We start from the raw sequence: 23,104 nt of genomic DNA, 5'->3' as shown, positions 1-23,104 counted from the left end.
CACTCAACATTTTTTCAGGGAAGAAATTATGTCTTGAGTTTGCGATAAGCCTTTTTTTTGAAAAAAAATGAATAGGCGAAAGTATGGGTACGTGGACTGAGCAATATCAAATATCAAAGGAAGGAGCATTAGATGAATAATATTCCACATGCAAATAAGTCATTCTGGTTAGCCCACTCAGGCGAATACATTCCTTCACCACCTCTTAAAGGTAGCATCGATGTAGATGTGGTGATTATTGGAGGAGGGTTTACTGGATTATCTACCGCCTATCACATAAAAAAAGCCGACTCTGCTGCATCAGTGGCTGTTCTTGAAGGCGAATGTGTGGCATTTGGTGCCTCAGGCCGTACTTCTGGTTGGGTTGTGCCAGTTCCAGTACTTGACCCTACCACTGCAAAAGTACTTTATGGAAAAGAAAGATTAACTGAGCTTCAAAATTTCGCATGGAATGGTCTGGACTATGTGCAGGACCTAATCAAACGCGAAAATATGGATAGCGATTTTGAAATGCCCGGTGTGACATTTACGACACTTCGCGGCCATGAAAAAAGATTAGAGCATTTTACTCAATATTGGCACGATCAACCTCGCTCAAAAGACAGTGTCTATATGGATCGAGCTACAGTCAGCCAAGCTCTAAATAGTGATGCATTTTCTGGTGGTTGCCGAATGCCACATTCTGGACAAGTCAACCCTGTAAAGCATTCTCGAGAACTCAAGCGAATAGCTGAAGCTGCGGGCGCACAAATTTTTGAGCAAACGCCAGTACTGGATATAGAAGATAAGGAAAAGTTCTTTATTCTCAAAACCCCAGAAGGTGAGGTTAGAGCTAAACATATTGTATTGGGAACAAATGGTTTTACCCATTTATTGCAACCAGAATTGGGGCTTAAACGCGCACAACTTCCAATGTTTGTATATCAGTTAATTACTGAACCTTTAACTGATGAAGATTGGAAAGCGCTTGGTTGGAAACATCGTGGTCAGTTTTATGACAAAACAACCTATTGTCCTCCAACCTGTAGAACGACTGTAGATGGAAGATTGCAATTTAACCTATGTGATATCTACGTGGGTGAAGGGCGCTCTATGGATGAAGCTCAGAAAGTGCAGTTTTATGATGCCGCTGAGCGAATGTATAAAAAGGTATTTCCTGCATTTCAGAAATTAAAAATTGCTCAACGTTGGAGTGGCGCTTGTTCTATTCCTTTTGACGTAAGGTCTCAAGTGGGCACACTTCATAATGGTCGTATTTCTTATGCCTATGGATACAGTGGTGCGGGCGTAATGATGTCACAAAATTATGGCCGAATTTTAGCTGATCTTGCATTGCAACGTAAAACGGAGCTTACCGAGCATTGGTTTGTTGCCAATGAAGAAAAAGGACATGCCAAATTTAAACGCTTTCCATTAATTCCAGGTCTTATCGCTGCTCTACGTACTTATTTTGAATATGAAAGAGTATCAGCACTTTCTAGGAGACGACGCCTTGGACTCGATTAAACAACATGATGAGGGACGTGTATTTACAGCGTGGGTTGCATTAATTGGTACCGTAATGGCAGCCACCTGTTTACTTTGTTTCCTTGCAGTCACAGGTTTTGATTTGCATCAAATATTTAAACCTGAATTTGCATTAACTTTGTCAGCAAAAGACCAAGCACTTTTCAGAACATCAATGATTTCTGATTGTTTTGGGTTTTATCTTCCTTTTTTGGCTGTGGGCGTATATCTGTGGAGAAAGTTGCGCTCTTCGGGAGGGTTGTTGTCCGATATCGCTATTTTATTCCTTGTGATTTCAACCATGTTAGGTATAGCAGGGGCTGTTTTACAGGCCGCTGTGTTAGGACCGCTTGCTGAAACATATATGTCTGGAAATGAAATGGCTAAACAGACAGCGGGCACTGTGTGGGCCACCATTTCTCAAGGCTCACAAAATGGCTTATGGCCAATGGAAGGACCGACAATCGGTTTCTGGGCAATAGTTAACGGACTACTTCTGAGAAAAAACAAATCTGCATTAGGTTCCCCATTGGTTTTGGTTGGGTTGGGATATGTTGGGTTTGCTGCACTTCTTTTCTCAGGCTTTCCTAAAGCGGCCTTATTCCTTGAACTGTTCTTATTACCAGTACAGGTCGTGTGGCTAAGCCTTTTCGGTTTGGGTTTATTACGAAAATAGATGTAAAGAATTTTAGAGCCATGTTGTGAAATATGGCTCTAAAAATAAAAAACTATCCTAAGGATTTTGGGAAATAACAACGAAAAAGGATATAGGTATGAATGGAATGCCAACTAATAGGACAAATCCGATTTTAATAGGAATGCTTGGCGTATTTGTGAGTAACATTAGTCACGCTTCAGCCTTGGAACAATCAGGCCAATCTATCTTGCCATTTCTAGAAAACGGTAATTATGCAGAAGCGAATTTATTTGCAGTCGATTCATCTGTTTCTGGCATAGTCAACGATAGAGCCGATCTTGTACGAGATCACCAAAGTCGTGATACAGGCGATATTGCAGAAAGTACGCAGTTCTATACAGCTGCTCTAAAGTTACAACTTACAGATCGTTTAAGTTTTGGTGTGCTATACGATCAGCCTTTTAGTGCTGACATTAAATATCCGGCACGTTCTAATAATAGTTATTTTGATAATGACGTTAGCCATCAAGGTACATTCGTAAAAGCCAATACTCAAAATTTAAGTATGATTGTGGGTTACTCACCAGTTGAGCATTTTCAGATTTATGGTGGACCTGTTTATCAAACCGTAAAAGCAAACCTAGGTCTTCGGGGCAATGCCTATACTCAGGCTTTTAATGGCTATAATGCTAAGTTTAAGCAAGAAGGCGAAGTCGGCTGGTTGTTAGGAGGAAGTTATCAATTACCCGATCTTGCATTAAAAGCAGCGATAACCTATCGGTCTAAAATCAAATATAAATTTCAAGTAGATGAAGATATTTATGGTGAACCATTACAACTCGTTGAAAATGAGAAAACCAAATTAGAGACTCCAGCATCATTAAATATTGATTTTCAAACAGGCATTTCTGAACAATCACTTATTTATATGAATTTAAGATGGGTGAATTGGAAAGAGTTTGAAACTCGTCCTCCGCAATATGGCGCTCTATCTGAAATTATAATGAAAGAAGCTACTGGCGGAGCTTACACCCAAGGTTTTAAGCTCGATTCTTATCAGAACGATCAATATAGTACGACTATAGGTCTCGCACATCAATTTACAGAAAAATGGGGTGCTTCAACAGATGTAAGTTGGGATTCAGGCACCGGAGATCCTGCATCAACTATGGGACCAATAAAAGGCTCATGGTCGCTTGGTTTAGGTATTCAATTTAATCCAGCTAAGAACTATTTTATAGCGGGTGGTGTGAAATACTATTGGTTAGGAGATACTAAAACTGAAGATGGAACTTACTACTTGCCAATAGAAGGAATCAAGCCCTTCGCAGAACAGGCAGATTTTAAAGATAATCATGCAATTGCGTATGGTTTGAAATTTGGATATCGGTTTTAAATTTAAATGGAGTAGTTGATTTTAACTACTCTTATTTTAAAGCTTTAATTAATCTTTACTTAAGATTTTCCTTAATTATGTAATTAAATGAAAAACAATAATTAATTAAATAATTTCTAGCCAATTTCACATTGACACCTCAATTTTTGAAGATTACCATTTGCGTGCTGGCCACATTGCCAGTCGGTTTTGACGAACCGTTCTCACACGAGTATCAGAATTATTCCTTCTGAGGGATAGTTCTGTGCAGCTCTTCGTCTCCCTCTCGTAGCGGTAGGACGGGAGAGGGACACCCTCGGGTGTGCTGGCCTCGTGTGACCAGTTCGTCAACCCTCTTTCGTTCTGCCACCATAATTTTAATGTTTGGCAGAACTCCATATATAAAGGAGTTGGCTTTGCACATCCATTATTTCTTGGCAACCTTTGCCAAAAGTTATAACGACACAGCTTAAAATAATTAACGCAGCTTGATCGCCGTAAGGCTTTTCAGGCTTTAGCTTGTTATTACTTAAAACTTAGACAATTAAAACTTGAGATGTGCTGCGCACAGTCTTTATGGCTTTGCTATGCCTTTTTTATCTCATTCATATACAACAATAATTTGACACGGTAAAACTATGCCACATTCAGATCTTCCATTTCGTGCTTTAAGCGTGCTTCATTCTGCAAGATATCTTTTTAATAAATACGGTTTTCACAATGTCGGTGTAGACCGAATTATTGAGTCGGCAAACATCCCTAAAGCCACCTTTTATAACTACTTTCACTCAAAAGAACGTCTTATTGAAATGAGCTTAACTTTTCAAAAAGATGGCCTTAAACATGAGGTCATTTCAATTATCCATGTTCAAAAAGAATTAACACTAGTTGAAAAACTCCGCAAAATTTATTACTTACACGCCGACTTAGATGGGCTTTACCATTTGCCGTTTAAAGCGATTTTTGAAATTGCTAAAACACACCCCAAGGCATATCAGGTGGTAGTTGACTATCGGAACTGGCTGATTAATGAAATCTATAATTTGCTTTTAACAACTAACGCAAATGCTTCAAAGCAAGATGCACACATGTTTTTGTTTGTGATTGATGGGGCAATGGTTCAGCTTTTAGACCCGAACAAACTAGATGAACGGAAGGGATTGCTTGAGTATTTCTTATTACAGTTGCTGTGAACATTTGAACTGTTATTGAAAAGCTTAAGCGCCGTGTTAAGCTGTTGTACATAAAAATTAAATTTCTAATAATTAGTTAATATTGGAGTATTTATGAGCCAAAAAATACTTAACCGATTTGAACAACTTCTAAATGATGGAATTGAACTAAGTTCGTTAACGCATACAGTTCCAACAAGTAATACGAATATAGAATATGAAAGTTTAGGAAAAGAAGGAGACTCGCGATATATAGAATGGAAAATCAAAATCAAGCATCTTTTAAAATTAATTTGTGGAATTAATTCAATACATTATGAAGCTTTTTTAAGTGCTGAAAAATATCAGTTTTATGATACAAATGCTTATGACGATTTATATAATGGTTTTTTAATAACATTCAAACAGATAGTACAAGCTGAAGTTTTTGATAGCGAGCTTGAACAAGCTAAATCACTTTTAGAGAATGGCTATAAAAATGCTGCGGCCGTAATTGCTGGAGTAGTTTTAGAAACGGCAATTAAGGAATTATGCTTAAACAATAACATAGATACAGAACGTAAAAAGTTAACTCAGTTAAATGATGATTTGGCAAAGGTCAGTGTCTACAACAAACTACAGCAAAAGCAAATTACAGCTTTAGCTGATATTAGAAATAATGCTGCTCATGGAAATTATGATCAGTTTACTAGAGAAGATGTGGAAAGAATGATAAGCGATATAGAAAGGTTCTTGTTAAATTACGTTTCATAAGAGATCGATAGGGTTATGTAGATTTAAAAAAACTTAGAGAGTCGCATAAGCTTGTTGAGATGCAAATTTGGCAGCGTTATTTATTATCTTAAATCTAGTAAGCAGATACAGTTGAACAAGCTATAGTTCATCACAGTGAAGGTTGAGTGCCGTAGCAACCACACAGAATAGCAAAGCTATATATGGTGTGGATTTCCAAATCTTCTACTTAACTTATGTTTACCAAAAATCTAGTTCATAATTAAATTTATATTTAATAAAAATAATTTTAATTACTTAGAGTACTAAAATAATACCCTATAAAATATTTGGTTTATAAACCTAGCTATGAATACATATTTGCCTACTAAAAAGGTCTTAAGAATAGACTAAATTTGTCTAGGAGAGTGGTGGTAGTCCACCACTAATTAAAATGTAGAGGCTAGGGTTTTGATAGCTACGATTTCTGTTTGGTTTTTTGGCGTAAGACATACAAATATAAGTTTTCTACTTTTTCACGTGCCCATGGTGTGGTACGTAAGAATCGTAATGATGATTTAACACTTGGATCTATGCAAAAACATCTAATTTCAATTTTACGACTTAAGCCTTCAAATCCACCGTAGTAATCCAATAATTCATCCAAAATGTCAGCAAGTTTTTTGCCATGTAAAGGGTCATTGGAGGCGTTCATAATAGATCAACAATATTTTGGGAGTCCATTATTATAACCTGAGCTAGTTGGAAAATGAGAGGTATTACGGAAACACATCCAGAAGCGTATTAGGTTGTAATTGATTATCGAAACTAGCTGATTTCAGTTTTTAGACCTAAACAAACCAGATAAGCGGAAGAGATCGCTTGAATATTTTTTGATGCAGTTGGTGTGAGTATTTGAAATACTGTATGTATTGTGGTGATGGAAATCTAAAGAATAGCTGTACACATAAATTATATAAGTTTTTAAAAGTATGTATAGCTGTATTTTGATTTTTTTATTAAATTTCAATTGGATACATGGTTGTTTGAATTTTAAATAAGAGCTTAGCAAGCTTAATAACTTTAATGTTTAAAAGGAGGTTTAGAAAAAGAAGTCTATATAGCAGCCAGTAGTAGTCACAAAATACAGCTCGTAAAGGTGATGTGCAGTTCACTAGAGTAAATATAAAAGTGTAATTACAACTTATAGGAAACTACCTAGAGAATTATTCTGGCTAAGATTAGAAATAGGGTTAAGACAGTTTAAGTAGTTAAGAGTGCCACGGCTTAGTAAGTTGCTTGAGCAACAGATGCAGTCGAGCAAGCTTTTAATAATTCAGTGTAATGAAGCATAAACGGCGTAGTAACAACGTAGAGTAGCCAGAGCTTTATATATGGTAGGTTTCCAAATCTTCTGTTTAACATAATATACATTATACGAACAATTATATAATTCTTTATTAAGTCTTTAGTTCTATCAAGCTTTTAGCTACATGTCTTCTTGCTGTTGCCTTACCATCACAGTTGTACGATAAAAAATATTGCTGCAAGTTTAACTGCCTGTGAACATGGCACCATTTTGCTCAAGCCCACGATCGAATTTCTCTGATTGCAAAATTAGATGAATATTCTGTGCCTTTATCTCTAGCACGTGCATCTCTTTGAGTAATTTGTCTTTAAAGATATTATGTACGTTTGTCATGATAAATAGCCTTTATCCGATGCTTATCACGCTGAATTTTCAGGTTCAGAATGAAGATTCTTTAGAATAAATTCGGGTTAATTAAACATATAAGCTATTGATAATAGTGGTTTTAAATATTTAAAATTGCTTAACAAAATGAAACTTATACATAGATAAAAATTAAAAAGCCTGACTAACCTACTAATCAGGCATATTTACAACGATCACTTGTTAAAGTGCAATATCAAACTCTGGTGTAGCTACTGTAGGCTGTAATCGAGTACGTTGCTTTTTAAAGTATGGAAGCACGTGCTCACCAAGTCGATATGATTCTTCAAGATGTGGATAGCCTGCAAGAAAGAACAGCTCTATGCCAATGCTATTATATTCTTGAATACGCTCAATAATCTGTTGGTAGCTTCCCACTAAAGCAACACCTGGTGGCACACCAATATAGCCAAAGCCAGACCAGACATTTGGATGTATAAAGAAGTCGCTGACATTTTTACTACCATCTTTTTCAGCGTATTCTTTTTCGAAGCTCAGTACACGTGCTGAACGTAAACCCGCATGGGCTGCTGCTGCATGTAAGCGTTGCTTTTCAGCAGCTTCATCAAGAAAACGCTGTGCTTCTGCCAACGCTTCTTGTTCAGTACGGCGAGCGATTGTATCTATTGATAAACCAAATTTTATATTTTCACGACCATACTTTTTGGCACGTGAACGTACATCGGCAATCAATGCCGCGATTTCTTCAGGTTTTTCAGCTCTCATTAAATAATAGTCAGCGTGTTTTGCTCCAAATTCGCGAGCAGCTTCCGAAGAACCTGCGGTGCAAATAATAGGAAGGCTCGCTTTATTCAATGGATATTTTAATCCACCACCTTCTGCCGAATAGTACTTTCCTTGATAGTGAAATGAAGGGTTATTCCAATATCCTTTTACAACATCTAGAAACTCTGTAGCACGTGCATAACGTTCGTCATGAGGTAAATCATCACCTACTTGACGTTGAATCACTTCCGAACCGCCATTAATAATATTCCAAACCAGCCGATTACCTGTTGCACGCTGATAAGTTGCCGCAGTTTGCACGGCATTATATGGACTAAAATGATAAGGTTGGAACGCAGTTACAAAGTTAAGTTTTTTAGTTTCTCGAGCAAGTAATGAACATACAGTCCAAGGCTCTTCACCCGTTGGAGCATTCACCATGAGTGCGCCAGCAAACCCATTAATTTCTGCAGCCCGTGCAATCTGACTTAGATAATCAATATAGGTAAAATCATCACCTACGTTATAGTTAGAAACCGCTCCGGTATTTTCAACATTTTCAATATTGGCCCAATCACCGCGATTACGTGGATCACCGGGTAAAAATTCTGTTTCACCATGAAGCGGCAAACGTGTAAAAAATTCAATTCCCATTATTGTCTCCGTAAAGCAAAGCTTAGAATTTTGCAGTGAGAGAAACACCAACTTGACGTGGGTTTCCATAGGTTAAGACATATTGCCCAGCAGGACCATTTGGTCGCCCATGGACTTGATATTCTTCATCTAACAGGTTTTTAACGTAAGCATTAACTTGGTATTTATTATTTGCGCTGTGATACCCAACGTTCGCGTTCCATAAGGTATACGCTTTTTGACTTAAGATTGGGTCAACAGAATAATCCTGGCGGTTTACTAAGAAGAATTCACGGTCACGATAACTTGCATCAGTGCCCACAATGACTCGTGCTCCACTATCAAGATTAAAGGTATATTCACCTCCTAAACCGATGGTGTACTTTGGAGAACGAACCAAGCTGTTACCTGTATTGTCAGCATTTACGACATTGGTTACTGGGTTTTTATCAACAAAGTCTGTGTATTCGCTGTCTAGATATGCCCCTGCAAAACGTAGGCGTAAGTTATCAGTAGCTAAATAATCTAATTCTAATTCGGCACCTTTTACTTCTGCCTTAGGTCCATTTGCTAAAACTGAGGTTACCCCTCCACCCTGTCCTTCGGTCGCAACCAATAAATTTGTTTGAATATCTTTGTAGTCGTAATAGAAAATATTAGCGTTGGCCGTTAAATTGCCTTGTAACAAGCTAGACTTCAACCCTAGCTCATAGCTGTTTAAATATTCAGGGTTAACATCTGCAAGTTGAGTCAGACTACTTGAAAGACCAGTGTTGAAACCTCCTGAACGGAAACCTCGAGCAAAACGGAAGTATGTGTTGATATCAGGAGTAATTTCATATTCTGGCGTAATATCGTAAGTCAGTTCATTCCATCTCTTTTTACGGCTTGTTGAACCATTTGCGTTAGGTGCTGGATTATAGACCGCATTACTGTACCCATCCTTTTGCCACCAACTGCCTTTGGTGTAATCGCCTGAGGTAATTTGAACAAGATTTAGATCAATGTCTTTTTCTTCACTTGTCCAACGTAGACCACCTGTTACTTTAAATTTGTCGGTAAATTTATAGGTACTGTTTCCAAACAAGGCAAAACTTTGTGTAGTCTGATTATAGGTAATGTCCCTAAAAGCTGGTGTTCCGGCCGTTTGAGCTGGAGCGCCATTCGGTAATGTTTTATTTACTCGCGCGCTTACGCCTGTTGAGTCTAAATCTTCATTAAAGAAGTGAAAACCTGCGATCCAACTGAGTCTTTTTTCAGCATCAGAAGAAACACGAAACTCTTGGCTATATTGACGCCACTCATTATCGCTATAGCTTCTTGCTACATCGTAAGGCGTATAGTCACCATCAGAAATAGATTTTTGAGTGGTTTTATCAAACGCTGTAATGGATGTAAAAGTATGACCGCCGCCTAAATCTCCTGTTAAGGTGAGTGAAGCGCCATCATGTTGAATTTTATTACTTTCAGGTAAATCTAAATTTGTATCTCGGCCTTGTGGTCTCTCATAAACACCCCAGTATTTTCCAATACTTAAAGAGCCATTATTACCAAGACCATTATAAGTTTGGCTATGTAGATTGACTAAAGCATTCCAATCATCATTAATTTTTCCTAGTATCTGGAAGCGGAATGATTTTTTATCAACATCTCCGTAGTCTTCTCCACTGGCTAAATTCTTTGCATAACCATCACGGTCTTCTGAATAGAATGCTCCTCGTACTGCAACGTTATCCGATATAGCCCCATTCACGGCGCCTTCAAAAGTACGAAGATTATGGTCGCCTATTCCTATAGTTCCATAACCAGTCGGTTTGTCTGAAAATACGGGTTTCCGTGAAATGTAATTTACTGCACCAGCCGTGGTATTTTTACCGTAAAGCGTGCCTTGTGGACCGCGGAGAACCTCAATACGTTCTAAATCGAATAAATCTCCAGCACCAGCAACAGGCGCATTTAGATAAACCCCATCTGCATAAATACCAACTGGGAAAACTGTAGAGGCTGCAACATCGCCAGTTCCCAGACCGCGAATATACCAGCGTGGACGGCTATCGCCATCTGGGTTTTCAGCTGCTGCATTTGGTGTATAAGTTAAAACATCACCAATAAATGTTGAGCCTTTCGCTGCCAAATCTTTGCCCGAAACTGCTGTAATTGCAGTCGGAACTTTTTGAATGTTTTGTGCACGATATTGTGCAGTAACGATGACATCGCCTAGTTTTTTTACATCTTTAGCATTTACCACTTGAGCTTGTTGCTCAGCAGGAATTGCATCACTATCATCGTTCGCTAAAGCTAACGTCGAAACACTCGCCGTTACTCCCCACATAGCAGTTAAAATACTCTGCCTAATTTTTGTAACCTTAAACATGGTGACTCCATTTAAATAAATCTATTCTTATATTGGCAACTTCTATGCCATTTAATTTATTTTAATAATTTCAAATACTTGATAAAAATTTAAAAATAAAAATGATTTAATACTGCTGATAGATAGACAGTCTGAAACGTATTATTGTTGTTATTTCAACATTCACGATTTAATGTGTTTTATATCCCGTATTAATAATAAAGCCATACAGACGTATGGCTTTTTAAGATTCTTGGAAATAATTGATTGGTTTTAAAATTTATAACTAAACTGACCCTGTACAGTCAGAGGACGCATGGGTTGTAAAAACTCGCTATTCGCTCCTGCCAAACCATTCACAAAATTTCGTTCATTGGTTAGGTTAAGAATGTTAAGACCCACCGTCCATTGTGGCTGGCGATAATAAAGACCTAAGTCCAGATTATAGTTATTCGGTACTTTCACGGTTTGGCTTAGGTTCGTGTACCAGTAGCTTGTCCACCATCCTGATAGGTTGGCCCCAAAACCAGACTGATGTTGGTAATCTACATAAGCACTAGCAGAGTACTTGGGAATTCCAGCTGCATCATAACGTCCAGCTTTACGTTGGTTTAAAGCGTTATTGTCTCCCCAAACCGTAGCATTGTCCGCGTGAAAGCCAAATGGTGAAAAACCAGCAGGTATAATAGAGCTGTATTCAGCATCCAAATAAGTGAAATTGCCCCCAATCGCTATATTTTTTTGTAGTTGCCATCTTAATGATGACTCAATACCTTTTACTTCAAAGCGAGCCATATTGCCATTTGTATCTGGTGATAAATCTCGTTTTTGTTCAAACCCACTTAGGGTTAAAAATAACTGGTCAGTGATAGGTTCATATTTAAATCCTATTTCTTTTAGCTCACTTTGACTGTCAAAAGATAAAGGATTGAGTTGATTTCCTGCGCCCCAAATCAAGAAAGGCCCAAATACTCCCGTATTTAATGCGGTGCTTTTGTCATAGGTAAAATAGAGTGTGCTTTTCGCCGTAGGCTTAATGAACGTACTGAGTTGGTAGCTCAATAGGCTATATTTGTCACTCGATGAATGAATATCTGTTGGAGTTAAAACAAGTGGATTTTCAAGTTTTGCTCTTACAGAACTATGGTTAATTCCTAAGTTAATACCAAATACATCGTTAAAGGTAAAATTTTGCTGAGTGAATATGCTCAACGTATCCCAAAAACCAGAACCCGTATAAACAGCTCCTCCTCCATTTGGTGGGAAGCCACCTTTTTCTGCATATAAACCATTTCCAATTGGGTACATGCGCGGTAAATTTAAATAACCAAAATATTGAGAATATTGTGGTACTCCGGCTTGTCCAATCCAACCTCCTGTTGAACCGCTATTGTTAATTAACCCCAGTAAATCACCAGGGTTCTTCTGCGATGGATCATTGGTTAAATCATAAGGATTAATATTAAAACTATTATTTGCAGCTAAAGACGTAAACTTCTCATGACGATATGTTCCCCCTGTACTGCTTTTATTATTAATTTTTACACCAGCTATTTCAAAATCATAGTCGCCTAAAAACTCTAGTCGGTTATCAATTAACTCATGATCTAAATCTGTAAAGAAGCTTCCAACAGAGTCGCCTAAATCTTTGTTATTTTGATAGAGCGTACTGTTTGCAATAGACCAATGGTCATTTAAATCTTTAATTACTTTTAATTGGGTGCTAAATCGCTTGGCACTATTTTTATCTTCACTACGTCCTGAAACATGATCATCTAGCTTGACCAATTCATTACCGGGGATTGATGGATCATACACCCAACCTTTAATAGTTCCTGCTTGATCGGCAGTTGAGTTCGGTAACGGCGTGGTCTGAACTCCACCAACAGCCACATATTGGTTTTTATCGTTCTTCTGACGAGTTTGCCAACCAATGACTTTAGAGTTTGGTGCACCAGATTCAAATACAGGAGACCAAAAAGTCGAACCGTTTTGAATAATAGGCGTAGCTCTACCTTTGTAATAAAGGCCATTATCAACTGATTGTTGTGATGCTCTATTCCAGCCATGTGTGACATTAAAATCATAATAGTCATCGTAACTGATATTCCAATCTACCCTTAAACGATCATTTGGACGCCAAGCAAGTGCTCCATAAAATGCATTAAAGTTATTTTTCACATTGTCATAATAGTCATCTGTCTTTTGTGCTGTTGCACTCACGCGAAATGCTAATTCTTTTGAAATGGGGGCCGTATGATCAATACTGACAGAGAAATTAGGCTCTGCGCCTTTACCTGAGTAAATGGAACCTACAGTCCCAGAGATATTGGTTTCGGCTTTATTAAAATTAGGCTTTTTGGTCAGGTAGTTAATATATCCGCCAGAACCTGAAGTCGGCGCAAAAATTACACCTGTTGGCCCTGCTACAATATCGGCTCCTTCATAAGCATTGAGATTGGTTGGATGGCGAGTACTGTAAATGCGTTGGCTATCCTGAAAAACTTCCGAGTTCTGTCCACGAATTTGTGGAGCAAAGTTAGCATTTTGTCCCCCGCCTCGCGTAATGCTAGGCGCATATTTGACGAGATCATCCGCACTGCGAATAACATCTTCTCTAAATTGTTGTTCTGATACTTGGGATACTACACGTGGGGTATCCAATACAGAGCTATCCGTTCCATAAATTGAGGTAACTTTGCGTTTGGGAACAACGGTAGTTTTCTTGGTTGCTCCAGTAACGACTACATCGGACAAAGTAATTACATCACTTTCAGAATTACCTGCTTGTTGTGGCGTTTCTTCGGCAAAAACATATAACGGTAAAGTCGCCCCTAATACGCTAAGCGCAATAACTAAAGGTTTTAATTGAAAAGGCTGTCTCATATCACACTCAGTAAAGTAAATTTACAATGCGTTACGCAAAGCCTATGCCAACCAAAAAATAGTCAAATAATTACCCTTAACCATTTGATTCAGTTGTTTTAAATTTCTCATTGTTTACTTATCAGTTCTATTCATGTTTATTTTTTCAACAAAGCTGTTGAAATAGAGACACTCACCAAAAACAATAATTATATAAGCATTTGATAAATATATTAAAATTATATAAAAATATTGGCATTTATTCTGCAATACCTTAGAAGATGAAGATCTAATCAGGTATTTATAATGACAAATCAAACATTTCTGTTATCACGTCGAAAATTTTTAACGCAAAGTCTCACGGCGCTAGGTGGCGTCTCTTTGATGGGCAGTTTATCAGGTTGTGGCCCCTCTCCAGATAATAGTACCGAATCAAAAACTACCTCTTCAGCAATGCCTAAACATGGAGGTGTTATACGCTTGGGTCTAATTGGAGGACAACAATCAGGCAGTCTAGATCCTCATCTTTCAGCATCGGGAAGTGGTATTACAAGAGGTTTCGCTATTTATAATAAGTTATGGGAATGGGATGAAAATATGCTGCCCCGACTTTCTTTAGCGGAGTTTGCCGAACCTAATCATAATGCAAGTGAATGGACAATCCGTTTACGCAAAGGATTAGAATTCCATCACGGTAAAACTATTACCGCAGATGATGTAATCTTTTCAGTTAAACGCCTAACAGACCCTAAACTCGCTTCACCATTTCGTAATTTGGTGCAGTGGATTGACCGAGATCGTATTCAAAAACTAGATGAATACACAGTTCGTATTCCTTTTATTAGTACGATTCCCGGATTTGTTGCACTGCCCGAAACTTGGGTAAACTTTGGAGGAATTGTACCGACCGACTTCGACCCTATTCATAATCCAGTCGGAGCTGGTCCATATAAAGTCAAAGAGTTTATTCCGGGGCAGCGTTCTGTTTTTACCCGTTTTAATAATTACTTTAAAGCAGACAAACCTTATGCAGATAGTTTTGAAGTGATTGATTTTAAAGATCAGGTTTCTCGATTAAATGCTTTATTGGCTGGACAAATTGATGTAGCAAATGCAATTTCCCCTGAATATATTAAAATTTTGGAGCAGGCAAAACACATTCAAACCATACGCTCTGAGACCAATACGCATAATAGTTTTGACTTTAATACTCAACAAGCGCCGTTTAATGACCCTAGAGTGCGTCAGGCATTTCGTTTGATTGCAAATCGAGAGGAATTGGTACAACGAGGTTTAAATGGACAAGGGCGAATTGCCAACGATCTTTATTCGCCGCAAGACCCTGCCTTTCTCAATTTGCCGCAGCGCCAGCAAAATATTGCTGAGGCAAAAAACCTATTAGCGCAAGCAGGTTTTAAAGATGGTTTAAGTGTAGAGCTTGTTACCCCAGTGAGTAGTGCTCAACCTGCATTAATTTTTGCCGAGCAAGCGAAACAAGCCAATGTGAATATTCGAGTTAAACAAGTCGATTTTGCAACGTTTAACGGCCCTGATCGTAATAAGTGGCAGCTTTCGAGTAATGCGACCAATGTAGGCACACCCTATTTATCAACTGCCGTTGTTAATGATGCTCCAATTTCCACGACCAATCGTGTGAACTTTAAAGACCCTGAATATAGCGAATTATTTTTTAAAGCACTGGCTGAGCCTGATTTAGCCAAACGCAAAATCCATTTAGCGCAAGCACAAAAAATTCAACATGAACGTGGTGGAATGCTCATTTGGGGGTTTAGCCATACTATTGATGCGGCAGCTAAAGATATTGGCGGTTTAGCTCCTGAACATACGATTTTTCCGACATGGCGCTTTGAAAAACTCTGGAAAGCTTAAAATACTCATCTGTAAACTCACAATACAAAAAAGCTGCCGAAGCAGCTTTTTTTACGGGGGTAATAATTACTTAGGTACTGTAATCACAGAGAGTTTATCTACTCCTACACGTTCAATACTTGCCAATAATTTTGCGACTGTTCCATAAGGTACAGTCTCATCAGCATTCAAGTTTAAAGCTAATTTAGGGTTACTGCTTTTGCGTGACTTTATTTCTTGTTCAAAGTTCGCAAGTGTCACCTTATCTTTATCAAGGAATATTTCACCTTGTGGATTTACACTAATCACCACAGCTTTATTCTGGTCTGTAGATTGAGTTGGTGCCGCCTTGGGTAAGTTCACTTTCACCGTATTTGTTAACAAAGGAGCTGTCACAATGAATACGATGAGTAATACCAACATGACATCGACTAGCGGCGTAATATTAATTTCACTGACGACATCGTCTTCTTGAGAGGTAGAAATTGCCATTATGCAAACACTCCTTTCTCTTTCACTTCTTTAGCAGAATTATCTTTAAGCGCCGTATTACCAGTCGTACCTTTTTTAGCAGTTGGTAGCTGGAATCCTGCTTTTTGATTTAGACTCACGAAGTCCGTTGCAAAATCATCAAGATCTGCGCCAATTGTTTTTACTTTACGCACAAAGTAGTTATAGGCAAGTACCGCAGGTACAGCAACCGCAATACCAATACCCGTTGCAACCAGTGCCTCTCCAATTGGTCCAGCCACGACATCCATGCTCGCATTACCTGAATGAGCAATGGCTTGTAATGCATGGATAATCCCAAATACTGTACCGAACAGACCAATGAAGGGTGCGTTATTTCCAATAGAAGCCAGTAAAGCCGAGCCTTTTTCTAATTGGCGGCGCTCAGTTAGAACTTGTTTACTTAAATGGCGCTCTAATAAGTCCTGACGACTCCAACTGTTTTGTAAGTCTTGATGTGTCTTTTCATCTGCTTCAATTAATGTTTGAAAACCTGTGTTAGCTACTCGAGCTGCTGGGCCTTCACCAAGTTCAGACTTAGTTACTGCATCTGATAAGTTTTTTGCTTTCCAAAACTCTTCTACAAAAAGCTTACTTTGTTTTGTTGCTCGCTGTGTCTGGACCACTTTAACCACGATCAACACCCAAGTCACAATTGAGAAAGTAACTAATAACCAGATCGTGCCGTCATGGATCAATGAATTAATATCTGACATGAAAATATCCTCTTAATTTAAATTTTATTTCGGTAATTGATAATGAATTGGAACATCGACCCAGCCTTCTACAGGGGTTTTCCCTTTTAGCGCAGGTGAAAATTTCCATTGCTTTACTGTTCTTACGGCAGCACTGTCTAGAAGTTTTTTGCCACTACTTTGCTTGACACTGACTGTATCCGGGCTGCCATTTGCTAATACTTTGACCCGTAAAATGACTGAGCCTTCCCAACCACGTTCTAAAGCTTGTTCAGGGTATTCAGGTGCAGGGTTGCTGAGATATCCGGCATAACCTTTGGCTTCAGTCACAGGTAAATTGTCATCTGACGCTTTTACAGGCTCAGCCACTTTTTTAACCGGTTCTGCGACTACTTCTTTTGTGACCACAGGTTCTGCAACTTTTTGTGGAGTTGGTTCCACCACCGCTTTTGCAACTGGCTTAGGTTGCTCCACACTTTTTTGAACAGGTTTGGGCTGTTCCACTTGTTTAGGAATTGGCTTGGGTTTTTCCACCACAGGTGGAACTTTTGGTTTTTCAGTAATCGGTGGAATTTTGGGTTCAATCACTTTAGGTGGTTCAACCGGTTTTACGATTTCAATCACCACAGGTTCGGGTTTATGAATATCTAACGCTGGTGTCGGTAATTGTTTCGCGATATACCAAATTCCAAGATGTGCTGAAGCAACGGCAATAATTGCAATTAGTACTTTATTTAATTTCTCTGGAGCAGGTTGAATGGCTTCTTGATCATGCCGTGCAAACGGATCTGCAATTTCAGTTGAGGCTGCAACTGTTGCATATTGCTCAAAGAGCAAAGCCCGCTTATGGGGATTAAAGATTTGTTCACGCATAGCAACTTAAACTAAAAATAAAAGATTAAGTAGTAAGTTGCACAAGCCATGCCAAATACTTAAGTTATTATTTTTTATTAATTTAATTTATATTTTTTAAATGTTTGATACAAAAGATGTTGGTTTTCAGACAGTATTATGCTGTTCAAACAACAAGACCCCTTTGATTTCTCAAAGAGGTCTAAGTTTATTATTTTAATTTATATCCTACTAAGGGTAAGACTTCTTCAGCCACTCGATATGCTTCTTCTAAATGTGGATTACTCGCTAAAATAAAATGTCCAACCCCAATATCAATATACTCTTGCAAACGCTCTGCGACCTGTTCATAGCTCCCGACTAAAATACAGTTTGGCCCACCTCTTACATTTGACATTCCCGCCCAAACATTCGGACTTACAAATAAGTCTTCAAAACGATTGCCCTGTGCCAAGGCCTGCTGACGTTTAGCTCCAACAGATTCAGTATCTTTTCGTTCAAATGCATTACCATCAACGGCAATGGTTTCATACATTTGTTTAAGCTCTTGGAATGCTTGTTCTTGAGTAGGTCGTGCCAAAATATCGATACGCATGCCAAATTTAACTTTCCGTTCTGGCGAATTCTGCTCAAAGAAATTTTGGGCCTGTTCGATCACTTTCTTTTGTTGGTCTACAGGCTCCCCCCAAGTTAAATGAATATCGGCATGACGTCCTGCCACTTGTAAAGCAGCGTCACTCGCACCTGCTAACCACAAACGCGGAACGTCATATTGATTCATTGGGTATTTCAGGCCACCCTGTTCAACATGGAAAAACTTTCCATCGTAATTGAAAGGTGCATGGTGCGAATAACCTTTCACAAATTCTAAAAATTCGTTGGTCCGTGCATAGCGTTGATCATGTTCAATAAAGTCCCCATACGCACGTTGCTGTGCGCCACCACCGCCTGAAATTACATTCCACTCTACTCGTCCCTGACTTAAACGCTGCAAACTGGCAGCCATTTGGCTTGCATAGGCTGGATGAATAAACCAAGGCTGAATTGCGATGAGCAAGCGAAGCCTTTTTGTCTCTCTTGCCAGCGCAGACGCTAACACCCATGGCTCTTCAGTATGTGGAAAAGCAGGAATGAGTGCACCGTGAAAACCAACAATATCGGCTGCTTTTGCCACTTGCTGGACATAGTCATAGTAAGCAAATAATTGATCTTCATGTTGTGGTGCAACACGTTGTGGAGATTGAACTGCTGGAGTTAATTGATTCCATTCACCGCGTGTGTGTAATTGATGTGCTCGACGACCATCCCCATGAACAGGGATTCTCCATAAAAACTCAACTGACATAATGAATCTCGATAATTTAAAGATTTGACAATATTTAATTCGTTAAAAGTCTTATGAGCAGGAATCATGCCGTTATTTTTTTAAATTAATTTTTAGCTATACTACTGTTTTATATAAATATTAAAAAATCGAGTTTAAAGGCTGTGTTGATATTTCAACAGTTAAACGCTAAAGAGTGTCCCAATCACAACACAACGGTGGCATTTAGCCTCAATAATAATTCTAAAAAATTATAATTAATTGATTTGTTTAATATAATTTTATTGGCTTGGTTCTTGCTCAATACCCCTATATTTTTTAATTCTTATGATGATATGCGTATTTTTCCACGTCTAGTTTTAGGTTTTAGTTTTTTGGGTCTTGTTGCTTGTGGCGCACAAAAAACCGAAGAGTCCACCCCAAAACAGTCTGAACAGCAACAACTCCGAATTGCAGTCGTTGCCAATGGCACTTCGGGTAGTTTGGACTTTATTGGTGTACCACAACTGATTTCACAAGATCAAATTTTTCTAAAAGCATTAAAGCAAAATCACATTGAATTAAAGTGGGAACCAGTGACGACTGCTGCTGTAGCGACTCTGGTCAATGAAAGTTTTATAAATAATAAAATTGATTTTGCTTTTTATGGAAACCTTCCTGCTGTAGTGCTCAATGCAACAGGCGTTAAAACGCAAATTGTTGTACCCGGAGGTGTGGGTAATAACGTCTACCTTATTGTTCCAGAAAATTCACCTATTAAATCTATTGAGGAATTAAAAGGTAAAAAAATTGCATTACATCGTGGCCGTCCGTGGGAAATTAGCTTTGGACAACTCATACAAAGTAAAGGATTAAGCTTAAAAGACTTTCAAATTGTGAATTTAAACCCGCAAGCTGGGGCCGCTACTTTATCTGCTAAAAGTGTAGATGCCTTTTTTACCTTAAGCGATGCGCTTACTTTGCAAGATCGCCATCTGGGTAAAATTATTTGGTCGTCACAATCTTTACCAGCAGACTGGAAAATGCGTGCTGAACTCTGGGGTAGCAAAAGCTACATTGAGCAACATCCAGACACCACCCAATTACTCGCCGATGCGACAGTACGTGCAATGGACTGGATTGCGCACCATCAAGATGAGTTTCAGCAAAGCCAAACTAAGTTTGGTCAACCGCTTAGTGTGATTCAACGTGAAAGCCAGAACACGGCAAGCACATGGCAACAAGACTGGTCACCTAACTATCAAGTCGATTTTCTGAAACAGCATTATTCAAAAGTCATTGATCACGCTGTGAAAAATCAGCTTATTCAAACACCAATCAAAGCAGATGAACTGTTGAATCCGAAGTTTACCCGTCAAGCGATTCAAAATTTACAGGCAAATCATGCCTCCAATAAGCAGGGAAACTAGACCATGAAAATACTAGTAAAGCCACTTATTGAGCAAAATAACGTTTTATTTAAAACCCCACTCCGTAAGAAATTTTCTTCTAAAAAGGTGTATGGGCTGCTCTCTGTGATTTCACCCTTATTAGTATTACTCATTTGGCAGTTGATCAGTTCTTTACAGATTTTCCCAACCCAAATTTTGGTGCCGCCTAAAACTGTCTGGAATACTTTCATTGCGTTGTTACAAAGTGGTGAGCTTCAAATGCATCTCAAAGATAGTCTTTCTCGTCTGTTTTTGGGATTTTCTATCGCCGCAATCAGTGCAATTGCTTTTGGTATTGCTTATGGAGCAAACACAACGTTCCGTAATTACACCTATATTTTATTCAACGTTCTTTATCAAATTCCAATCTTTGTCCTTATTCCCATTTTTATTTTAGTTTTTGGGATTGGTGAATTATTTAAAATTTTACTGATTATAAAGGCCTGTTTTTTTCCAATAGCGTTAGCAACGGCCGATGCAGTCAAAAATATTCCCAAAAAATATATTGAACTAGGACAAATCTACCAGCTTAAAACACGTGCTTGGCTCAGGCTTATTGTTCTTCCATCCATACTCCCGCCGTTAATTGGTGGGCTACGAATTGCACTTGGTCGTGCATGGTTGATTTTAGTTGCCGTTGAACTACTGGCAGCTGGAACGGGTATTGGGCAAATGATGGAACTAGGGCGTCAAATGTTGCGCTTAGATGTTGTGATGGTTGGTGTGTTTATCACAGGCGTGGTCGGGTTTGGTTTGGATAAAGTTTTACGTTTAGTAGAACACCGCTTTATCTCACCTGCACTCAGTTCGAGGGAGAAATAATGTCTCAGCGTTCATTTACTTTAAAACAGACATGGCAACGGCCAATCATTTTAGTACAAGGCTTGGTACTACCATTATTGTTATTAGGGTTATGGCAATACAACTCAAGCTTAGGTGCCAGTCATGCCTATGCATTTGTTCCCTTGCAAAACATTTATTTCGCATTTATTAAATTGCTGGAAACAGGTGAATTGTGGCTAAACACGTGGGGAAGCCTTAAAAAAGCTGGAATAGGATTCATCTTAGGTTCGATAAGCGGATTAATTTTAGGTACTTTGCTTGCCTATTCAAAAGTTTTAAATGCTCTCGTTTCTCCACTATTTAACAGTATTCGACAAGTACCGTTACTGGGTTTAACACCTTTAATTGCCTTATGGTTTGGTAATGGAGAAGAAGCAAAAATCTTTATTATCGCGCTTGCCTCGTTTTTTCCATTAGTAATCAATACGTTTCAGGGCCTCAGCCACAATGATACAAAATACGAGGAAATCGCACGTATTTATCAATTTTCATTCTGGCGCAAATTTAAAAAAATACGCCTTCCCCAAGCCCTACCCCATATTTTAACCGGTTTAAATTTAGCCGTGCCATTTACTTGGATCACCACGACAGCAAGTGAGTTGCTATTCAATGCGGGTGCCGGACTCGGCAACTTAATGATGAAAGCCGAAATTAATGCCGAAATGGATATTCTGTTGGTTTGCGCGATCACGGTGACTCTGTGTGGAGCTTTCATGACCGCAAGTATTCATCTTATTTCAAAACGCCTGCTGCAATGGCGTACCTAATTTGTCTTTTTAAAAAATATTGTTAGGAATTTATATGTCGTTCTCACTACTTTCTATTAAAAAACTCAATAAATCTTTTCAACGTGATCAAAATACGTTGACCGTTTTAGATGGGATTAACCTCAACATTGAGCAAGGCGAATTTATCTCGATTGTTGGTAGTAGTGGCTGTGGAAAATCAACACTATTACGTCTTATTGCTGGATTAGATCAGGACTATGACGGTGAAATTCTACTAAATCAAACCCAGATAAAAGGCACCGATTTAAAACGTGGTCTTATCTTTCAAGAGCACCGATTACTTCCGTGGCTTACTGTTTTTGAAAATATCCATTTAGCACTTGAAGAGACTCCACTCACCCGTGAAGAGCGAAATTTACGGGTAAATGAGCATATAGAAATTGTCGGGCTGAAGGGTTTTGAAAATGCTTATCCACATGAGCTTTCGGGTGGTATGGCACAACGTGTTGCAATTGCCCGTGGACTCGTCAATAAACCCGATATTTTACTTTTGGATGAGCCTTTTGGTGCTTTAGATGCCATCACACGGAGTCACTTACAAGCTGAACTTCAGCGTATCTGGCAACACGAAAAAATCACCATGATTTTAGTCACCCATGATATTGAAGAAGCTGTCTATCTCGGAGACCGTGTGATTGTAATGTCAGCCCGACCAGGAAAAATTAAAGAAATTATTCAAGTTCCTTTGACACATCCTCGGCATAAAGAAAGTGAACTTCTATTTGGTTTCCGCAATCAGGCACTTAATATGCTAGATCAAACAGCATAACTAATTTGAATATTGATCGATATTAATATGATTTAGAAAAAATATAATATCGTGATATTAATATTATTTACATTTAATTAATATAGGATAGAGAAAATGGGTTTATCTATTTGGCATATTTTACTGTTTGCAGTGATTGTTATTTTATTATTTGGAACTTCAAAGTTAAAAAATCTAGGTAAAGACTTAGGTGGTGCAATTAAAGACTTTAAAGATTCAGTTAATTCTGATGATCAGAAATTATTGCAAAACCAGCAATACAAAGATATTAGTCCAGTTGAATCACATAATGAAAAACAAAATAAAATATGAGT

Annotated in this window: 20 protein-coding genes; 11 read left to right on the top strand and 9 right to left on the bottom strand. The window is 38.4% G+C overall.

Annotated elements, in window-relative coordinates; all coding sequences use genetic code 11:
* Positions 1–132 precede the first annotated feature (132 nt).
* The 5 genes from ACPF64_RS13650 to ACPF64_RS13630 all read left to right on the top strand — a co-directional run bounded on the left by ACPF64_RS13650 (position 133) and on the right by ACPF64_RS13630 (position 5,443).
* Positions 133–1,506, top strand: coding sequence for an NAD(P)/FAD-dependent oxidoreductase (locus ACPF64_RS13650; protein WP_426453907.1), 1,374 nt, complete (start codon positions 133–135; stop codon positions 1,504–1,506).
* A complete protein-coding gene (locus ACPF64_RS13645) occupies positions 1,493–2,182 on the top strand; it encodes a DUF4386 domain-containing protein (protein WP_426453905.1) in 690 nt (229 codons plus the stop codon). The genes ACPF64_RS13650 and ACPF64_RS13645 overlap by 14 nt, the downstream gene beginning before the upstream one ends.
* Positions 2,183–2,279: 97 nt before the next feature.
* Positions 2,280–3,539 (top strand): outer membrane protein transport protein, encoded by a 1,260-nt coding sequence (locus ACPF64_RS13640; RefSeq protein ID WP_017390746.1) that lies wholly within the window; start codon positions 2,280–2,282, stop codon positions 3,537–3,539.
* Positions 3,540–4,156: 617 nt separating this feature from the next.
* Positions 4,157–4,711 carry a TetR/AcrR family transcriptional regulator gene (locus ACPF64_RS13635; RefSeq protein WP_017390745.1) on the top strand — a complete coding sequence of 185 codons (555 nt, stop codon included), beginning with the start codon at positions 4,157–4,159 and terminating at the stop codon, positions 4,709–4,711.
* 93 nt (positions 4,712–4,804) lie between these two features.
* A complete protein-coding gene (locus ACPF64_RS13630; protein WP_017390744.1) occupies positions 4,805–5,443 on the top strand; it encodes a HEPN domain-containing protein in 639 nt (212 codons plus the stop codon).
* 436 nt (positions 5,444–5,879) lie between these two features.
* On the opposite strand, the gene ACPF64_RS13625 is transcribed toward ACPF64_RS13630, so the two are convergent.
* The 5 genes from ACPF64_RS13625 to ACPF64_RS13605 all read right to left on the bottom strand — a co-directional run bounded on the left by ACPF64_RS13625 (position 5,880) and on the right by ACPF64_RS13605 (position 13,731).
* A complete protein-coding gene (locus ACPF64_RS13625) occupies positions 5,880–6,116 on the bottom strand; it encodes a VF530 family DNA-binding protein (RefSeq protein ID WP_017390743.1) in 237 nt (78 codons plus the stop codon).
* Between the two features lie 837 nt (positions 6,117–6,953).
* Entirely contained in the window at positions 6,954–7,103 is a 150-nt protein-coding gene (locus tag ACPF64_RS13620; RefSeq protein WP_005040649.1) for a hypothetical protein, read from the bottom strand.
* A gap of 213 nt (positions 7,104–7,316) precedes the next feature.
* On the bottom strand, positions 7,317–8,513 hold the full coding sequence (locus tag ACPF64_RS13615) for an LLM class flavin-dependent oxidoreductase (protein ID WP_426453901.1): 1,197 nt from the start codon (positions 8,511–8,513) through the stop codon (positions 7,317–7,319).
* 22 nt (positions 8,514–8,535) lie between these two features.
* The gene (locus tag ACPF64_RS13610; RefSeq protein ID WP_426453899.1) at positions 8,536–10,866 is read right to left on the bottom strand and encodes a TonB-dependent receptor; all 2,331 of its coding nucleotides are present in this window, start codon (positions 10,864–10,866) and stop codon (positions 8,536–8,538) included.
* 252 nt (positions 10,867–11,118) lie between these two features.
* Entirely contained in the window at positions 11,119–13,731 is a 2,613-nt protein-coding gene (locus ACPF64_RS13605) for a TonB-dependent receptor (protein WP_426453896.1), read from the bottom strand.
* Positions 13,732–14,016: 285 nt separating this feature from the next.
* Between ACPF64_RS13605 and ACPF64_RS13600 the strand changes: the two genes are divergently transcribed.
* Positions 14,017–15,600 (top strand): ABC transporter substrate-binding protein, encoded by a 1,584-nt coding sequence (locus ACPF64_RS13600; protein WP_426453894.1) that lies wholly within the window; start codon positions 14,017–14,019, stop codon positions 15,598–15,600.
* A 66-nt stretch (positions 15,601–15,666) separates the two neighbouring features.
* On the opposite strand, the gene ACPF64_RS13595 is transcribed toward ACPF64_RS13600, so the two are convergent.
* From ACPF64_RS13595 to ACPF64_RS13580, 4 genes are all read right to left on the bottom strand, one after another.
* Positions 15,667–16,071: an ExbD/TolR family protein gene (locus tag ACPF64_RS13595; protein WP_001018517.1), complete on the bottom strand. Its 405-nt coding sequence runs from the start codon at positions 16,069–16,071 to the stop codon at positions 15,667–15,669.
* Complete coding sequence (locus tag ACPF64_RS13590; protein ID WP_426453891.1) at positions 16,071–16,805, bottom strand: MotA/TolQ/ExbB proton channel family protein; 735 nt, start codon at positions 16,803–16,805, stop codon at positions 16,071–16,073. The genes ACPF64_RS13595 and ACPF64_RS13590 overlap by 1 nt, the downstream gene beginning before the upstream one ends.
* 24 nt (positions 16,806–16,829) lie before the next feature.
* Positions 16,830–17,657, bottom strand: a complete 828-nt coding sequence (locus tag ACPF64_RS13585) for a TonB family protein (protein ID WP_426453889.1) — start codon at positions 17,655–17,657, stop codon at positions 16,830–16,832.
* Positions 17,658–17,847: 190 nt separating this feature from the next.
* Complete coding sequence (locus ACPF64_RS13580; RefSeq protein WP_426453887.1) at positions 17,848–18,981, bottom strand: LLM class flavin-dependent oxidoreductase; 1,134 nt, start codon at positions 18,979–18,981, stop codon at positions 17,848–17,850.
* 314 nt (positions 18,982–19,295) lie between these two features.
* Between ACPF64_RS13580 and ACPF64_RS13575 the strand changes: the two genes are divergently transcribed.
* From ACPF64_RS13575 to ACPF64_RS13555, 5 genes are all read left to right on the top strand, one after another.
* On the top strand, positions 19,296–20,369 hold the full coding sequence (locus ACPF64_RS13575; protein ID WP_426453885.1) for an ABC transporter substrate-binding protein: 1,074 nt from the start codon (positions 19,296–19,298) through the stop codon (positions 20,367–20,369).
* Positions 20,370–20,372: 3 nt separating this feature from the next.
* On the top strand, positions 20,373–21,212 hold the full coding sequence (locus ACPF64_RS13570) for an ABC transporter permease (protein ID WP_426453883.1): 840 nt from the start codon (positions 20,373–20,375) through the stop codon (positions 21,210–21,212).
* Positions 21,212–22,000 (top strand): ABC transporter permease, encoded by a 789-nt coding sequence (locus ACPF64_RS13565; RefSeq protein ID WP_426453881.1) that lies wholly within the window; start codon positions 21,212–21,214, stop codon positions 21,998–22,000. Before ACPF64_RS13570 ends, ACPF64_RS13565 begins: the two co-directional genes overlap by 1 nt.
* 19 nt (positions 22,001–22,019) lie before the next feature.
* Complete coding sequence (locus ACPF64_RS13560; protein ID WP_426453879.1) at positions 22,020–22,790, top strand: ABC transporter ATP-binding protein; 771 nt, start codon at positions 22,020–22,022, stop codon at positions 22,788–22,790.
* A gap of 96 nt (positions 22,791–22,886) precedes the next feature.
* On the top strand, positions 22,887–23,102 hold the full coding sequence (locus tag ACPF64_RS13555; RefSeq protein ID WP_005040670.1) for a Sec-independent protein translocase subunit TatA: 216 nt from the start codon (positions 22,887–22,889) through the stop codon (positions 23,100–23,102).
* Positions 23,103–23,104 lie beyond the last annotated feature (2 nt).

The sequence above is a fragment of the Acinetobacter sp. KB005 genome, assembly GCF_049949095.1.
GTDB classification, from domain to species: Bacteria; Pseudomonadota; Gammaproteobacteria; order Pseudomonadales; family Moraxellaceae; genus Acinetobacter; species Acinetobacter calcoaceticus.
Note: the sequence above shows the minus strand (reverse complement) of the source record. Positions and strands in the feature narration are given on the sequence as shown.

What these genes read in the sequence shown, in the direction of transcription:
- ACPF64_RS13650 (WP_426453907.1), top strand. Translation starts at nt 133, where the DNA reads ATGAATAATATTCCACATGCAAATAAGTCATTCTGGTTAGCCCACTCA.
- ACPF64_RS13640 (WP_017390746.1), top strand. Translation starts at nt 2,280, where the DNA reads ATGAATGGAATGCCAACTAATAGGACAAATCCGATTTTAATAGGAATG.
- ACPF64_RS13635 (WP_017390745.1), top strand. Translation starts at nt 4,157, where the DNA reads ATGCCACATTCAGATCTTCCATTTCGTGCTTTAAGCGTGCTTCATTCT.
- ACPF64_RS13630 (WP_017390744.1), top strand. Translation starts at nt 4,805, where the DNA reads ATGAGCCAAAAAATACTTAACCGATTTGAACAACTTCTAAATGATGGA.
- ACPF64_RS13625 (WP_017390743.1), bottom strand. Translation starts at nt 6,116, where the DNA reads ATGAACGCCTCCAATGACCCTTTACATGGCAAAAAACTTGCTGACATT.
- ACPF64_RS13620 (WP_005040649.1), bottom strand. Translation starts at nt 7,103, where the DNA reads ATGACAAACGTACATAATATCTTTAAAGACAAATTACTCAAAGAGATG.
- ACPF64_RS13615 (WP_426453901.1), bottom strand. Translation starts at nt 8,513, where the DNA reads ATGGGAATTGAATTTTTTACACGTTTGCCGCTTCATGGTGAAACAGAA.
- ACPF64_RS13610 (WP_426453899.1), bottom strand. Translation starts at nt 10,866, where the DNA reads ATGTTTAAGGTTACAAAAATTAGGCAGAGTATTTTAACTGCTATGTGG.
- ACPF64_RS13605 (WP_426453896.1), bottom strand. Translation starts at nt 13,731, where the DNA reads ATGAGACAGCCTTTTCAATTAAAACCTTTAGTTATTGCGCTTAGCGTA.
- ACPF64_RS13600 (WP_426453894.1), top strand. Translation starts at nt 14,017, where the DNA reads ATGACAAATCAAACATTTCTGTTATCACGTCGAAAATTTTTAACGCAA.
- ACPF64_RS13595 (WP_001018517.1), bottom strand. Translation starts at nt 16,071, where the DNA reads ATGGCAATTTCTACCTCTCAAGAAGACGATGTCGTCAGTGAAATTAAT.
- ACPF64_RS13590 (WP_426453891.1), bottom strand. Translation starts at nt 16,805, where the DNA reads ATGTCAGATATTAATTCATTGATCCATGACGGCACGATCTGGTTATTA.
- ACPF64_RS13585 (WP_426453889.1), bottom strand. Translation starts at nt 17,657, where the DNA reads ATGCGTGAACAAATCTTTAATCCCCATAAGCGGGCTTTGCTCTTTGAG.
- ACPF64_RS13580 (WP_426453887.1), bottom strand. Translation starts at nt 18,981, where the DNA reads ATGTCAGTTGAGTTTTTATGGAGAATCCCTGTTCATGGGGATGGTCGT.
- ACPF64_RS13575 (WP_426453885.1), top strand. Translation starts at nt 19,296, where the DNA reads ATGCGTATTTTTCCACGTCTAGTTTTAGGTTTTAGTTTTTTGGGTCTT.
- ACPF64_RS13570 (WP_426453883.1), top strand. Translation starts at nt 20,373, where the DNA reads ATGAAAATACTAGTAAAGCCACTTATTGAGCAAAATAACGTTTTATTT.
- ACPF64_RS13565 (WP_426453881.1), top strand. Translation starts at nt 21,212, where the DNA reads ATGTCTCAGCGTTCATTTACTTTAAAACAGACATGGCAACGGCCAATC.
- ACPF64_RS13555 (WP_005040670.1), top strand. Translation starts at nt 22,887, where the DNA reads ATGGGTTTATCTATTTGGCATATTTTACTGTTTGCAGTGATTGTTATT.